Below are 14104 nucleotides of genomic sequence, written 5' to 3'. Positions count from 1 at the left end.
ATTACTATGAAAAAATTCCTTAAAATTATTTTCGTCATACTTTTAGTACTCGGCATTGCTGGGGCCGCTTATGGTGGTTATATATACTATACAGTCAACAAAGGAGTAAACTCTTCATTTTCCGGATTAGAGGATAAGTCGAAACTTCGTGAAGATGGTGAAGAAGTAGATATCGAAGATAGTTTTACAGTACTAATATTAGGAATTGACGAAAACGAAAAACGTGCTAAAAAAGAACAATTAAAAAGAGATGAATTTAGAACGGATACGATGATTTTAGCTACGTTTGACCGTGAAGGTAACGTCATTAAAATGATCAACATCCCTCGCGATACGCTAAGTCTAATTAGTGATGAACAAGCATTCGACAAAATCAACCACGCACATGCACTCGGCGGAATTGAAGGAGCTGTCGATTCAGTTGAAAACTTATTCAACATCCCTGTCGACTTTTACATTCGTGTAAACTTTGACTCTGTAGTAGATATCGTAAATACACTTGGTGGAGTTGAGTTCGATGTACCATTTGATATGGAAGAACCAAACCAAGATGATTCAGGTAAAATAAAAGTAAAAAAAGGAAAACGAATGTTAACAGGTGAAGAGGCACTTGCAGTAGTTAGAAGTCGCCGAGTAGACTCAGACTTTGGACGTGGTGAACGTCAAATGCAAATGATTCAAGCGATTATGAATCGTTCAAAATCTACTGGTGCAATTACAAAAATCGATGAACTTGTCGATGTTGTTTCTAAAAATGTCACACATAACTTTACGATGAAAGAACTTACGAACTTAGCAAAGTATTTTGCGAGTAACGATGTCAAATTTGAAACAACAAGATTACTCGGTGAAGATTATGCCGGATATACTGGTGCGTATTACTACAAACCAAGTGAAGAACATTTATTTGTATTAAGTCGAACGTTACGAGAGATTCTTGATTTAAAAGCACCAGACGTAAATGACTTCGCAAATATTCGCCTATCCTACTGGCTAAACCCAACAGTACTAATCGGCGAAGATATTATTAATAACTATAAACTCGAAGGTGAAGATATACCGTTTTTTGCCGATCCAACATATAAAAGTAAGTATGGTGACGGCTTTAACATTCCAAAAGAACAATTAGAAAACTATGAAGACAATGAAGGCGACACAGATGTTAGTCAACCTGACGGACAAGACTACACTGAACCAACAGAAGAAGAAAATTTAGATGAGTCATATGACGACGATTATTATTACGATCCAGGTACAAACCCAAGAGATGAATACTTTCCACCTGAGCGTGATGATAGAGAGAATTATGAATAGTGTTATATAATGACTAGGTACTGCCTAGTCATTATTTTTTTAGGAGTGTCTATTATGAATATATATATTACAGATGATAAGAAATACTACGATGATTGCGTGGATATTAGAAATAAAGTATTTGTAGAAGAACAAGGTGTTCCAGCTGATTTAGAATTAGATGAGTACGAAGAAGAATGCGTTCATATCATTTTACTATTTAACGATGAACCAGCCGGTACAGTACGTTACCGAGTGCTTGATGATTCTACAATTAAAGTCGAAAGAATGGCTGTTTTAAAAGAATATAGAAAGCTCGGATTCGGACATAACTTAATGACGTTCGTTCATATTCATGCGAGACAACAAGGTTACGTATGGGCAAAACTTGGTGCACAAACTCACGCGATTAAATTTTATAACAAACTCGGCTATGAAAATTTTTCCGATGAATATTTAGACGCAAACATCCCACATATCGATATGATTAAACAGTTGTAATAAAAAAACTCTAACAAAAATGTTAGAGTTTTTTTCGTTCCACCGCTTCATATATACGTTCACAGTTATGTTGATCTTGATATTTAATAATGCCACTAATATCTTTTACTTTATTTTCATAGTTATGTTTAATCGAATCTTCGATATAGCTAATCAGAAGTTCTTCTGTTTCCGCGATATCTCCTAAAAATGTTTCATTTACAGGTCGTAATATCCCTCTATTAAAGAATCGATCTTCGTCGAAGTGATAGTATATTACTGGTTTTTTCATCATTGTAAAGTCAAAACTTACACTACTAAAATCTGTAATGAGTAACGCATGTTCAATGAGTAAATCTTGTACAGTACGTTCTCCTAGCGTAATAAATTCAATGTTATCTGTCGCTTCAATATGCTCTTTTGTAAAGAACTGCTGTGCACGATAATGCGGGTAGAAATTTAATTTGACGTTATATTTTTTTAGTACTTCATGAAGGCGTTCGTTTTCGATTAAATTTTTATAACGGTGATAATACTCACTGTTTAAAAATCGTTCGTCAGTGTTAATCCAGTCACGCCACGTCGGCATAAGTAATATGTCTTTCCCTTTTTTGCCAATCGGTAATTGGTCAAATCGTGCAAGACCTGTAACGATGACTTCATCTTCATCGTATCCCATCTCTTCAACGACGACGTCGTACTTCTCACTTGAACTCGATACGATAAATATATCAAACGGATCCTCATAGTATTTTTTATGATATTCAGCTGGTTTTCTACCGAGTACACCGTGCTGTAGAAACACTTTAAAAGTATCACCATAGTTAAAGAATTCTTTCGCTGGTTTGTACGGTAAAATATTTTCAAAATCGTGCGTACATAGTAATACCCCTGCTCTTAAACTAATATCATAGTGTGCTTCACTACCAAAAACGAGTACGTTTTCTTCGTCTTTTATCTTTTCATAATCTTTAGATTCTCCGTCTATCACGTAGTACGCTTCGACTTGTTTGTCTTGTAAATATTTAAACAATGCATATCCATTTTCTTGTGCAGTATCTGTACGTTCTCCGAGTAACCATATATTGTTGTCTCGCGTGACATTCGTGTTGACTGATTTTGGTACAACAAATGTTTCGATTTTTAAATTGTTAAATGGTGTTGTCGTCACGAGTAAATAAACTTCTCGGTCTTTTTCTTGGACAATTTTTAAATCGTAAAAATTATCTTTTTTATAATCTGAATGTTTGTATGGGATTTTTTCCCTTGCGATGATGTCGCCGTCTTCATTTCTCATACCGACGTAAATATCAATCACTGTCTTACCACGACTCATCAAATTTATGATATCTTCAGGTACTACTTTTATTTTAAATTTATCGTCTACTGGATATTCGACAGTTTTTTGATTGATACGATCTTCAAATATAATGACGTTCTCAGCATTAGAGAACGACTCTCTCCCCTTCATAAAACCTTTAAACGTAAAGTCTTTAATAGATGTCATACGTCTTCTTATACGTGGACGAGATACTTTAAAACCTAAGTAGTTGTCTTTTCTTCTATAAAAATGAGTGTTGAGATACTCATTGTCATGAAGATGTTTACCGACCATATCATCGGTAATTTTTGCATATCGAATATCAAGTTGATACACGATACCATCATTTATAAAGTTGATTTTTTTATTTGTAAATCCGTCAATCAGCACTCCAATTGGTATATCACATCGTAATTGATCTGTTAAATCGATATCCACCGACGTATCAAGCCTCGGGTTAAAGATACTTAATTTCGGTTGATTGATTAATATATCTTTTTCTAATTGAATATTGACTGTGACGACGTTATCTTTTATTTCACTCACGTAAAATGATTCGAGCACGATCACATGCTCTTTAACTTCAAGCGTTAACTCCGGCTCTGTCTTAAGTGTGTACGAATAATATTCAGTAAAAAGTTCGTGCTCTTTTAATTTGCCTTTTAATAAATAAACATCTTCTTTTTGAGCGATATAAAATACCGCTTCACCGTTTGTAAGTTGTTCTAGCCCCGTTACTTTTAACGTATAATCATCAACTAACGTCGTCGGTATTTCTACGAACTTATGAATATAACTTAAAAAGAGTACAGAATCTTTGTCCACTTTCGTATTAAACGTTAAAACTAAAGAATCTTTTAATACGTTCGCGTCATTTACAAGTTGTGTTTCATCAGTAAAGTTTAGCGTCATATATCGTTTAGAAATATGTACATCTCTTTTTACTTTAATGTTATATAGTTTATTGTTCACAAAATATTGAGTACGCGCTTTAAGTTCCTTACTACGTTTAATACGCATCTTCTCGTTAAACGAATATAACTGAACGGATAGATTGTCTGGCTCATCATTAAAATACGCTTCAGACACACGTACTGTAATTAAATCGTCATTATACTCGCATGGAACTGCGTGTTCTATTTCATCGATTAAAACAGTCGCATTATAATTTGAAATCACACGTATATTAATAAACGGGAGGACTTTATAAGTAAATATAAAGTCGCCCCCTCTTCTATTAATATCGATGAGTTCAATTTCTTTTGTAAATCGTTCTCTCACATGTTTAGAGAAATAATTTGTAAATCGACTCATACATATTCACCTTTAACTTTCATCAAAATTATTGACGACACCTAAAATCTCTATGCCACTTTCTTCTAGTCTTGAAGCCAGTTCGTTTGACTGAACGATATGACGTTCCTTATTTTTTACAATCACCGCCGCATCGATTGCTTCTTTTGTTGCATCGACATTCGCTGTGTCATACATTCTCATGCCAGCATCAATAATACAATAATCAAATTTATTTCTTAACGTGCCAATGATATATTTAAATTTACTCGATAAAAAGACTTCGTTGCCAATCGACGTTTGTAGCCCAACATGAATCATAGAAAGTCCATATACTGGTGTGTCATACGTCACTGATAGTATGCTTTTGTCAGTCGCTATCGCATCTGTAATACCGCTTCTTAATTGAACGTGAAATGTGTCGTGAATTGTCGGGTCGTCTAAATTTGCATCTAGATATACGACATTCGCGCCCCTACGTGCTAAAGCGATCGCAACGTTAGTTGCGATTGTCGTAACCCCTTCTTTTTGATATTCAGATGCAAATAATAACACTCGTTGCTTGTTTTGTGTGTAATATTTAATACGGTCTGCGATATTAAAATATTTTAAAGCGACATCACTTTCTGGCTCATTCACTACGATATGTCTTCTATTGTCTAACATATATTATCACTCACCTACACTAATATTTTGGTATCGAACCAAGTACCGTATAATCTGATTCCGCTGATTTACGTTTGCCGACACGTGGTTTTTGAAATGTGTCAATTAACGTACCAACAAAATATCCAATAATAAGCCCAACAATAACGTAGATTAATTTAACTTTATGTGACTTGTCTTCTACTACACCGTCATCTGGAGCTGTCACATACTCCACTGTACTCCCTTGTACAAATGTTTCTATTTCATCAGTAGCGATTTGTGCAAGGCTCTCTGTGATCAGTATAGAGTCGCGTCTATTGTCTAAACTTACCGAAACTTTTAAAGTATCTGAATCTTCGTTATACGTGACAGTAATCTTCTCTTTTAATTTTTGAACAGGAAGCGTAATGTTCTCTTGTTCTTTTAGTTTTGTAACGACTTTATCAGATTTAATAATCGCCTCATAAATTCCTGGATCTACTGATTCTTCCGTATGCACGTTAAATTCAGCAGTCGCGTTGTACTGGTTATCAATAAAAAACAATGTAAATAACGACGCAACTATTCCACCAATTAATATACTCGCTAATAATATAAAATCTTTACTTGATACATTACGTTTTGACATAGAATCTTCCTTAACGTTTAATCATTTTTTAGTAGTGTTTTTATCATAAAACTAAACACTTTAATATTTCTTTTAATGCGTTCTGGTTGTTTAATCATGCGGTACAACCATTCTAAGTTTAATTTAATCCAAATATCTGGCGCACGTTTCACTGCTTTCGCATGGACGTCTAAACTTCCACCAACACCGATGAATAGCCCTTTTTGTGCATTTTTAATATGACGATCGATGAATAATTCTTGCTTTGGTGCACCGAGCGCGACGAATACGATATCTGGTGACTGTTCATAAATCTCATCATGAATTTTTTCATCATCAATATCGATATATCCGTGATGTCTGCCGACAATATTTAAATTCGGATAAGTCGATTGAATTTGTTTTGCCGCCTCTTTATTGACAGACTCTTTTGCACCGAGTAAATACACACTTAAATTTTCGTCATCAGCATATTGAAGTAAATCGACCGTTAAATCAAACCCGGTAATTCGCTCTTTTAGCGGACGTCTTTTTAACTTTGAAAGTAATACAACTCCGATACCATCCGGCGTGACATAATCCGCACGTTTAACGACATGTTGAAATTCGTTATCTTCTTTTGTTTTCATTAAAATTTCTGGGTTTGCTGTTACGACGAACGTCTTTTCTTTTTGCTCAAGACGTCTCTTTAGTTCGTCTACAAACTGTTCATGTGTCGTATTTACAAACGGAATTCCAAGTAAATGTACTACCCTTTTAATCATGTCTTTCACTACTTTCAGTCTTATCTATATCATACATGATTTTTAAACTTTTTTCTTAATTATTCGGGCTCTTTTTTTGTTGTAAAATACGTTCGAGTTGTAGAATCGGAACGTAACCAATCGTAACTTTTCCATCTTGTTCTATATACGTTGGCAATTTATCGACCTCAGTAAATGGAACTTTTCCGCGTTCAAAACGCCCAATAATCGTGTATAACCTATGAATCAGTCGTGTAATATCGTCTAATATACTTTGTGATATTCTAGCGACTTCGATATGGATAAATGGATTTTCTTTTTCTTTTTTAGGATATCGATATTTTTTAATCCAATGAATGTCTTTTTGAGACATTTCATCTTTTGATTTATACTCAATCGCAAAAAATGGGAGTCTATCGTCTTCTTTAAACGCTTCGTCAAATTGCTGTCTAAAACTATAAAACTCTAAATGGTTTTCTTCTTTACGAATGACGTACTGCTCTCCATTTTGTTGGATATAAAAGATCGTACTGTTCGGTACACGGTATGTTTTTTTAATATCGATATATAAATCTGACATTTTAATAAACTGTGTATAGTCTAAATCTAAGTGTGCGATATTTTTATCTTTACTTTCTAAAATTGAGAGTTCTAGCGTTAAATCATCTGACGATAACTTCGCTTTATTTAAAGCATCGAACAACTTATTTAACTTCATTTCATACAATTCGCTATACGAATACTCACCATATGTTAGCTTAGATACTTCATGTGTTAAATATGGTAAATCGTCTGTTAACAACGCAATCAAATCTCTTACTTTTTGATCAAGTGATAATTTATATTTAAAAATTTGTAATTGATGCGTACTATCTTTAACTTTGACTTTAATTTCCATACAATCCCTCTTTTCGCATCGTTTCATTTAGTTTATATTATACATTGTTTTTTTAGTTTCTGCGCTTAAATATCTTCTTCTAAAATGTCTAAACTTCACATACCTATCATATATTTGCGTCGCTTTTACATACTGACTTTCACATTGGTTATATGAAATTTCGACATCTAACGTATCTCCACATATAAACTCAATCGTCGTACCACTTTCACGTTTTATACACCGATATACTTTAGCCAAATTAATAAAATACACGTTCTTATTTTTATTTGAATTTAACGGAAACATAATAAATTGATATTCGAGATCCACACAAATCGGTATCATACGATGGATGTTGAAATTCAATTGAACATGTTTACGTATTGCAGATAGATTCGTCGCATAAAAATATGTTAAATACTCATTTAACCAGTTTTCCGACGATTTCTTATATTGAACGATACCAGATTCTGATACAGCCTGACACATATATGTTGGATCATAAATCGGTTCTATATATTTAACGTCTCTTGTAAAATATGGCAATCCTTTCATAGGAAGTCCTCTTTCATTAAAATTATAGTATTAGAACGAATTATACATCATTTCATGTTTAAATACATTACATTGTTAACTATTATTATAGTTAAGGTTAACTTTTGTTAATTAAGACGCCTGTTTGAACGATTAAAAACCCGGTACATTACACATATCCGGAAATAATTTAAGAATCGATTCTTACAGGAGTCACAATGGAAAAGATTATATCGTATGAACCGATGATTGCTTCAATTATTAACAGGCTGAACATTTTATATGACCGAGATGAGTATATGCAAATTGGCCGATTAGCGGTTTACGAAGCGTTAAACAAGCACGACGAGTCCAAATGTAAAGAATCACAATTTGTCTACACGATGATTTATCAACGTTTAATCGATGAAATTCGAAAAAATGCACGTCGATTAGAGCGATATCAAGTGACAGAAGATGGAGTTCTAGATACGATCCCTATCGATTCTATCGATGCGAATTTGTATTTAATCGGTGTAAAAGAAAAACTAACTGAGCGAGAATATGCATGGCTACTTATGACGATTGATGGATATGCACTCGTTGAGATCGCCAAACATTTAGGGGTGAGTTTATCAACAGCAAAAAACATAAGAAAACAAGCGAGAAAAACGTTGTATACACACTTCTATTGAGAAAAATAGTTGAAAATTGTATAATAGTATAATGATTATTTGGAGGGGTTACGATGAGTAAGAACAAAGACGAAGTAGAAATTGTACCAGCAGAAATCGGAGATATTGTTGAGTTCGATGGCATGCTTGGTAAAGTTGAAAAAATCAACGAAAATTCAGTCATCGTCGACATTACAATAAACGAGGACTGGAACGAAAACGAAGATTTTGAAAAGACAGTAGTAAACCATAAACGATATAAAATTAAAAAGTAATAGTTAAAACGGCTAAATTAAATTTGGCCGTTTTTTTGTTTATATTTGTTGAAATATTATGTATACTTATGAACATTATATTTTAAAGGAGGTAGCGCTATGGATAAGCGTCCATTTCGTTTTATTACATCACTCGTACCATTTTTAGTTATGATTACAACAATGCTATATAGCGTCGTTGTACTGGACATTACACCACATATCCCGTTAATTATCGGGGCCATCGTCGCAGGAGGGATCGCTTATTTCCATGGATACTCATGGTCTGAAATCGAAGATTTTATGTATCGTGGAATTAAATTAGCGCTACCTGCGCTGATCATTATTTTACTCGTTGGACTCGTCATTGGTTCTTGGGTCGGCGGTGGCATTGTAGCAACGATGATTTACTACGGCTTAAATATCATTAGTCCGAAGTATTTTTTAGTCACTGTCGTTATTATTTGTTCGATTGTTTCATTAACAATTGGGAGCGCATGGTCAACGATTGCGACAGTCGGTATCGCGTCATTAGGTATTGGTGTTGGTTTAAATATTCCACTCGGTCCAACTGCAGGTGCGATAGTTGCTGGAGCATTTTTTGGAGATAAGATGTCACCACTTTCTGACACGACAAACTTAGCATCCGGTTTAACACACACAAATATTTTTAAACACATTAAACATATGCTTTATACGACTGTACCTGCTTTTATTATTACGCTAATCGTCTTTCAGTGGTATACCGTAAAGTATATTAATAATACATCTGTTGACTTAAATAGTATTGAAGCTCTTAGACAAAACATCTCTGAAGCGTTCGTTATTTCACCATGGTTACTACTTGCACCGGTCATTGTTTTAGCGGTTATATTATTTAAAGTGCCACCAGCACCTGCACTAATCGTTGGAGCATTCCTTGGAACGCTCGCACAGTTATTCGTACAAAACGATACGTTACCATCAAGCTTAACAACTTTAATTGATGGCTTTGAGATTACGACTTCTAACGAGTCGATTGAAGTCTTGTTTAACCGTGGCGGTATGATGGATATGATGTTTGTAGTGACGATGACATTTGTTGCGATGAGTTTTGCTGGTATTATGGAACACTCTGGCATGTTACAAGTTATTTTAGATCATATTTTAAAATTCGCGAAAAATACATTCGGATTAGTATCCAGTGCGTTACTCTCTGCGATCTTTATTAACTTAACGTGTGCAGAGCACTACATTTCGATTATCGTACCTGGAAGAATGTTCGTTCGACCATTTGTTGATAACAACCTCGATACGAGTAACTTATCAAGAACACTAGAAGACGGTGGAACTGTAACGTCTGCACTCATTCCGTGGAGTACAGATGGCGTCTTTATATACGGAGCACTCGGTATTTCAGTACTTGAATATGGACCTTTTGCTGTCATGAACTACGCTGCACCAATCATCGCGCTAATACTCGCTGCGACAGGTATCGGTATTAAGAAAATTACAGATGAAGATAAATTAAACTTTTATAAAAAATATTATCCAAATGAAATAAAATAAGAGCAGAATTATCCGCTCTTATTTTTCTTTATAGAGTTCTCTTTTAATTGTTTTAAATCTTTTTTATAACTCATTTTAACCGACTGTTAAATGCTCTGTCGGATATTTGATTATCGTCTTTTTCTTGCTACCAAAACTTAATAAGAAACTCACAAAACCGACACGGCCAATAAACATCAGTGCAATCAATATAAGCTCACTGCTTGTCTGTAAGTCATTTGTTATGCCCATCGACATCCCGCACGTTCCGAACGCGCTCGATACTTCAAAGATGATAGACATTAAACTATGTTTGTCACCTTCAACAAACGTGATGACGGATATTCCTAAAAATAGTAAAACCATTGACATGACGAACACGACAAATGCGCGTTCAACATCTTGTTTTGCGATCGTCCGTTTAAATATCGTCGGGTATTCTTTACTTCTTGCAAATGCAATTACTGTCAGTAACAAAATCGCAAATGTCGTCGTACGAATCCCCCCACCCGCACTGGATGGTGATGATCCGATAAACATTAACATACTTAAAACAAGCTGTGTGGCTTCGTTTAGTAGCGACGGGTCTTCGATAACGATTCCTGCACTTCTTGACGATACACTCATAAACGAGGCGTTCGTCATTTTAGTAATAAATGAATCTTGAAAACGCGGACCATTCCACTCGATGATTAAATAAAACACTGTACCAATTACATAAAGTAACGCATACATCGTCGTCGTCACTTTCGTAAACAAACTAAATCTAAAGTGAGGGTTTTTATGACTAAAGAACTCTTTCACTTCGATTAATACAGGATATCCAATCGCTCCGAGAACGATTTGGAACATTACTGGAACCGTAAGAAAGAAGTTTGTACTATGTCCGATCAACGATTGATGATATAAATCAAATCCAGCGTTTGTCGTCGCAGATACTGATAAAAACGTCCCTTGAAGGAGTGCATCTTTAAACGAACCGGTTAAATAATAAAACACTGACGTATAAATAATTGCACCAATCAGTTCGATTAAAAACAGTAAAGACACGATATTTAAAACGAGCTTTACCCCACCTGCAATTGCGGATTGGTTGTTGTCGACCATGATTGCTGCTCGGTTTCTTAATGTGATCTTTCTACCGAGTAAAATCCATATAAATGTCGACGTCGCCATAATACCGATACCGCCGAGGTTGAGTATGAACATTAAGAGAATAATCCCGTATGTATTAAACGTGTCGACAATATTTACCGTCGTAAGTCCTGTAACAGAGATACCTGAAGCTGTGACGAATAACGTATCCATAAATGATATGTATGTGCCTTCATTATAGAAAAACGGCAGTTGCATGAGTAACGTAGAAACAATTAACGCGCCTAAATAATATAAGAATATCGAGCGTTGTGGGCTCATACTATCTAACAAATTAATAATTATTCTCACACAGTATCTCTCCTTTAGACATACTATACGCCTATTAAATCAATCTTTCAATTTATTTTAATATAAAAAAACGAGCATTACTGCTCGTTTAAAATCTTTTTATAACTGGACGTCAGTCTCATACTGTCTACCGTCTAAATAATACGTTACAGTAATCGTGTCGCCTGATTTTTTGTTGCCATATAAATATTGTCTAAATTCCATCGCGTTATTGACTTCAGTGTCATCTAATTTCGTAACGACCGCTAATTCTTCTAATCCTGCATATTCAGCTGGAGAACCTGGTTCAATACTTGAAAGAACGACGCCTTGTTTAACATTGCTCGGTAATTTTAAATAGTTACGTTGATCGCTCGTACTAATTAAATATAAGTCGAGCAAGCCAACTCCGATAAAAGGACGATCCACTTCTCCACCAGTTTCTAACTCTGAAACAATTGCTTTAACATCGTTTGATGGAATCGCAAAACCAATACCTTCGACATTCTCTAAACCAATTTTCATCGAGTTAATACCGATTAATTCACCTTTACTATTTACGAGTGCACCACCAGAGTTACCTGGGTTAATAGCTGCATCTGTTTGAAGTACTGCCGCTTCCCAGTCATCCGTACCGTTTCCATCAATATCAACCGGTACACGTCTATCTAATGCAGATACAATTCCTCTAGATACAGATCCACTAAACATATCACCGAGTGGTGAACCAATTGCGATTGCCTCTTCACCGACGAGTAATTTATCGCTATCTCCAAATTCGATTACATCAGTTATGTTACCTTTTGGCATTCTTAAAACTGCTAAGTCTGTCCAAATATCTGTGCCGAGAATCTCTGCTTCAACACTGTCACCTTCAGAAGTGTTTACTTGAACTTCAGTTGCTTTATCAATTACGTGATTATTTGTAATAACGTAAGCATATTCGTCATCTGTTTTATAAATGACTCCAGACCCAGTTCCCGCTTCAGCGAGTGACGACTCATTACCAAATAAATTCGTTTGGCTTTGTAAGTTAATGACTGATACGACTGCAGGCTTTGCTTTTTCAACAGCGACAATTGTATCTGTAATCACTTTGTCCTCATGTTTACTTTCAATTTCTTGACGAACTTCTGCTGTGTCTTTTGTGTTGTTTACGACATCATTTGTATTGTTTGAGTCGTTAGATAAAAAGTGATACAACGAAACGACTAAAATCGCACCGATAATACCAGCGAGTAATCCGGGTAAGAACGATGATTTCTCACGTTTAGCGCGTGGTTTAGGTGTATCTTCTTTAGGTACTTCATTCGCTTCATTAACATCATCATGAGGTAGTTTTTCTTCTTTCTTTTCAACATGTTCATGTGAATCTACATCTTTTAAATCATCATCATCGATCTTTTCAAATTGAACTGTATCGTGCTCATCTAAAGCGTGCGTGCGACGTCTATATTTTTCGTCAAAACTTTCTCTTCTATCATCATTGCGCATTCATATCATCCTTCACATCTGTTTTTTTACCACCAGCAAACCATCCGATTAGGATAATGATAAGCATTACTGCCCAGAATGTTAATTTCCAAATTGTTGAATGTGGGAAAGTCTCTGGTAAAATACCGACTGCTTCATGCGAGAGTGTTAACACTGCTAACTTAACACCAACCCAACCAACGATAGTAAATGCTGCGACTTCTAAACTTGGTCGTTCGGCAAGTAATTTTACGAACCAGTTCGCAAAGAAACGCATAATAATAACTCCAAGTAAACCACCGATTAACATCACTGTATATTGACCCACGTTTACTCCGAAGAAATCTCCACCGACATGTGGTAACGCAAGGGCAATAGCTGCAGCTGCTAAAATCGAATCGATTGCAAACGCAATATCTGCGATTTCTACTTTAAGTACAGTCATCCAAAATCCTGAACCCTTTTTTTCGTTCTTTTCAATTAATGCGTCAATTTCTTCTTCTGATCGACCTCTATGCTTATATATATCTTTTAAATGACTAATCGATACGTAGAATAAGTATAACGCACCGAACGCTTGGACAAACCACCATTGTACGAGCCAAACGAGTAATAGTATCGCAATCATTCTAAATACGAACGCTCCGAGTAACCCGTAAAATAGTGCTTTCTTACGATCTTTTGGCGATAAATGTCTCACCATAACCGCAAGTACAACCGCATTGTCTGCTGCAAGTAAACCTTCTAATACGACAAGTACAATAAGTACCCATGCGTATTCTAATAATATAGCATAATCCATTTCTTCACTCCTTAAATATAAAAAAGACCACAGCAAATAGACACTGTCTAATTACTATGGTCTCACAGAACAATAAATATTGCTTAACACACCGGGCGATTTGCCGTAATGACGATGTGTTACTAGTAAACTAGTCGTTACTCCCCATATATTATTCATTGACATTATTAT

14 protein-coding genes are annotated in these 14104 nt (G+C 35.2%); 5 read left to right on the top strand and 9 right to left on the bottom strand.

Translation table 11 applies throughout. The features are described from left to right. The first annotated feature begins 6 nt into the window (after window positions 1-6). Together HMPREF3177_RS05340 and HMPREF3177_RS05335 are read left to right on the top strand one after the other, a co-directional pair. The gene (locus HMPREF3177_RS05340; protein WP_070457499.1) at window positions 7-1314 is read left to right on the top strand and encodes an LCP family protein; all 1308 of its coding nucleotides are present in this window, start codon (window positions 7-9) and stop codon (window positions 1312-1314) included. 54 nt (window positions 1315-1368) lie between these two features. Beyond that, entirely contained in the window at window positions 1369-1794 is a 426-nt protein-coding gene (locus tag HMPREF3177_RS05335) for a GNAT family N-acetyltransferase (RefSeq protein ID WP_070457497.1), read from the top strand. Between the two features lie 22 nt (window positions 1795-1816). Here the strand turns inward: HMPREF3177_RS05335 and HMPREF3177_RS05330 are convergent, their stop codons facing one another. From HMPREF3177_RS05330 to HMPREF3177_RS05305, 6 genes are read right to left on the bottom strand one after another with little or no spacing between them, the layout of a single operon-like run. Continuing rightward, window positions 1817-4408 (bottom strand): CDP-glycerol glycerophosphotransferase family protein, encoded by a 2592-nt coding sequence (locus HMPREF3177_RS05330; protein WP_070457495.1) that lies wholly within the window; start codon window positions 4406-4408, stop codon window positions 1817-1819. 12 nt (window positions 4409-4420) lie between these two features. Continuing rightward, window positions 4421-5053: a tyrosine-protein kinase family protein gene (locus tag HMPREF3177_RS05325; RefSeq protein ID WP_070457492.1), complete on the bottom strand. Its 633-nt coding sequence runs from the start codon at window positions 5051-5053 to the stop codon at window positions 4421-4423. Window positions 5054-5072: 19 nt separating this feature from the next. Then, the gene (locus tag HMPREF3177_RS05320) at window positions 5073-5663 is read right to left on the bottom strand and encodes a YveK family protein (RefSeq protein ID WP_068127928.1); all 591 of its coding nucleotides are present in this window, start codon (window positions 5661-5663) and stop codon (window positions 5073-5075) included. Between the two features lie 17 nt (window positions 5664-5680). After that, complete coding sequence (locus tag HMPREF3177_RS05315; protein ID WP_068127925.1) at window positions 5681-6406, bottom strand: WecB/TagA/CpsF family glycosyltransferase; 726 nt, start codon at window positions 6404-6406, stop codon at window positions 5681-5683. A gap of 55 nt (window positions 6407-6461) precedes the next feature. Beyond that, window positions 6462-7283: a hypothetical protein gene (locus tag HMPREF3177_RS05310; RefSeq protein ID WP_068127922.1), complete on the bottom strand. Its 822-nt coding sequence runs from the start codon at window positions 7281-7283 to the stop codon at window positions 6462-6464. A gap of 27 nt (window positions 7284-7310) precedes the next feature. After that, on the bottom strand, window positions 7311-7820 hold the full coding sequence (locus HMPREF3177_RS05305; protein ID WP_068127919.1) for a competence protein ComK: 510 nt from the start codon (window positions 7818-7820) through the stop codon (window positions 7311-7313). Window positions 7821-8017: 197 nt separating this feature from the next. Here HMPREF3177_RS05305 and HMPREF3177_RS05300 point away from each other — a divergent pair, with 197 nt between their 5' ends. The 3 genes from HMPREF3177_RS05300 to nhaC all read left to right on the top strand — a co-directional run bounded on the left by HMPREF3177_RS05300 (window position 8018) and on the right by nhaC (window position 10254). Beyond that, window positions 8018-8473 carry a sigma-70 family RNA polymerase sigma factor gene (locus HMPREF3177_RS05300; RefSeq protein WP_070457490.1) on the top strand — a complete coding sequence of 152 codons (456 nt, stop codon included), beginning with the start codon at window positions 8018-8020 and terminating at the stop codon, window positions 8471-8473. A gap of 80 nt (window positions 8474-8553) precedes the next feature. Beyond that, window positions 8554-8727 carry a DUF2187 family protein gene (locus tag HMPREF3177_RS05295; protein ID WP_148128608.1) on the top strand — a complete coding sequence of 58 codons (174 nt, stop codon included), beginning with the start codon at window positions 8554-8556 and terminating at the stop codon, window positions 8725-8727. A 99-nt stretch (window positions 8728-8826) separates the two neighbouring features. Continuing rightward, entirely contained in the window at window positions 8827-10254 is a 1428-nt protein-coding gene (gene nhaC, locus HMPREF3177_RS05290; protein WP_070457486.1) for a Na+/H+ antiporter NhaC, read from the top strand. Between the two features lie 75 nt (window positions 10255-10329). Here the strand turns inward: nhaC and HMPREF3177_RS05285 are convergent, their stop codons facing one another. From HMPREF3177_RS05285 to HMPREF3177_RS05275, 3 genes are all read right to left on the bottom strand, one after another. After that, window positions 10330-11679 carry a TrkH family potassium uptake protein gene (locus tag HMPREF3177_RS05285; RefSeq protein WP_083286880.1) on the bottom strand — a complete coding sequence of 450 codons (1350 nt, stop codon included), beginning with the start codon at window positions 11677-11679 and terminating at the stop codon, window positions 10330-10332. 99 nt (window positions 11680-11778) lie between these two features. Beyond that, complete coding sequence (locus tag HMPREF3177_RS05280) at window positions 11779-13152, bottom strand: S1C family serine protease (protein ID WP_070457484.1); 1374 nt, start codon at window positions 13150-13152, stop codon at window positions 11779-11781. Then, window positions 13142-13933: a TerC family protein gene (locus HMPREF3177_RS05275; RefSeq protein ID WP_070457481.1), complete on the bottom strand. Its 792-nt coding sequence runs from the start codon at window positions 13931-13933 to the stop codon at window positions 13142-13144. The genes HMPREF3177_RS05280 and HMPREF3177_RS05275 overlap by 11 nt, the downstream gene beginning before the upstream one ends. Window positions 13934-14104: the final 171 nt, after the last annotated feature.

Origin of the sequence: Nosocomiicoccus sp. HMSC09A07, from assembly GCF_001808485.1 — a bacterium.
GTDB lineage: Bacteria > Bacillota > Bacilli > Staphylococcales > Salinicoccaceae > Nosocomiicoccus > Nosocomiicoccus ampullae_A.
This window is presented reverse-complemented; position numbering and strand designations above follow the sequence as displayed.